Here is a 1368-nt window from a genome sequence, read left to right as displayed (position 1 = left end):
TTGTCGTTCCAGTCCAACTGGCACACCGCACGCATCTGCGGGGGCAGGGTGCCCACCAGGACCAGCCGGGTGTAGGCGTTGAGCGGCGCGGACAGGATCCGCCAGGCCGGCTTGGGGATTCAGCGCGTGGTACCGCGACCCGTCGCTGACGGTCCCCTTGATCGGCCTGTGGAAGTCGCGGACCTTGCGGCCCCAGGCGTGCGGATCGTCGGAGTAGACGGTCTGCATCAGGGGCGGCGCGGTCCGCCGCGCCCGGCCCAGCGTGTCGCTGAAGACCACCGAGTGGTCGAGCACGCCCTGGGCGAGCTGCTCGATGCAGTTCTCGACGCCGGCCGTGCGCTGGAAGCCGAAGAACTGCGTGCGGTGGTCACCGTAGAACTTCCAGATCAGCGAGTCGGGCCCCAGCCGCGGTGTCGCGTCGGGGCCGTCGTCGACCAGCACGGGCATCGCTTCGCGAACATCACGGTCGAACCGGGATCCGACGGTCATGCTCACCCCTCGTCAGCGCGCGCCCTGTTTGATTCATTGACACAAACTCATGTCTTTGTGTCAGACTAGCATTTTTACGCCGAGATTGCAGTGGGGGTCGTGATCCATGCGGTTTGACAGCCCGGGCGGCGATCTCGGCGAGAAGACCGGGAAGGGTGAGAAGGCCGGGAAAGCCGGTGTCGACCGGGTCATCCTGGACACCGCGCGGGCGGTGTTCGAAACCTACGGCGTGCGCCGGGCCAACATCGAGGACGTCGCCGCCCGCGCGGGGGTCAGCCGCAGCACCATCTACCGGCGCTTTCCCAGCAAAGACGATCTGTTCGAGAAGGTGGTCCGCCGCGAAGCCGGCCACTTCTTCGCCACGCTGGACCGGGCGACCGCCGGGCGCACCCCGCAGCAGGCCGTGGTCGAGGCGTTCGCCCTGGGGGTGCGCCTGGTGCAGGACTCGCCGCTGTACTCCCGGATCGCCGAGAGCGAACCCGAGTTGTTCGGGCTGTTCTCGCGCTCCGAGGTCTTCCCGATTCGGCAGTTCGCCGACGGGATCGCCCACACGCTGCGGCGCTGCGGCGCCGACCTGCCCGACCCCGAGCTGACCGACGTCGCCGACATCCTGCTGCGGGTCGCCCTCGGCATCATCGTCTTCCCCACCGACCGCCTCGACACGGCGGATCCGGTCGCCGTGCGCCGGTACGCCGCCCGCTACCTGGTACCGATCATCGGCGGCCGGCAAAGGGCAGACCCCGTCGGCGGGCCGGATTAGCCTGGACGCATGGTGCCGGTTATGCGGACCAGGTACGCCAGTTGCGGCGAGATCGACATCGCCTATCAGGTCTTCGGCGATGGCCCGGTCGACCTGCTCGTGCTGCCGGGGCCGTTCAT

The 1368-nt window shown here is 68.6% G+C and carries 2 protein-coding genes and 1 pseudogene; 2 read left to right on the top strand and 1 reads right to left on the bottom strand.

Annotated features, from left to right (window positions below; translation table 11 throughout):
- Window positions 1–489: pseudogene (locus tag AC2VON_RS17105) on the bottom strand (oxygenase MpaB family protein); the annotation flags it as partial.
- 106 nt (window positions 490–595) lie between these two features.
- Between AC2VON_RS17105 and AC2VON_RS17100 the strand changes: the two are divergent.
- Together AC2VON_RS17100 and AC2VON_RS17095 are read left to right on the top strand one after the other, a co-directional pair.
- Window positions 596–1249 carry a TetR/AcrR family transcriptional regulator gene (locus tag AC2VON_RS17100; RefSeq protein WP_486954014.1) on the top strand — a complete coding sequence of 218 codons (654 nt, stop codon included), beginning with the start codon at window positions 596–598 and terminating at the stop codon, window positions 1247–1249.
- A 9-nt stretch (window positions 1250–1258) separates the two neighbouring features.
- Window positions 1259–1368, top strand: a 110-nt coding sequence (locus AC2VON_RS17095) for a hypothetical protein (protein ID WP_486954015.1), incomplete at its 3' end; no start/stop codon positions are given.

Source organism: Mycobacterium sp. TH-M82 (genome assembly GCF_057473605.1).
Note: the sequence above shows the minus strand (reverse complement) of the source record. Positions and strands in the feature narration are given on the sequence as shown.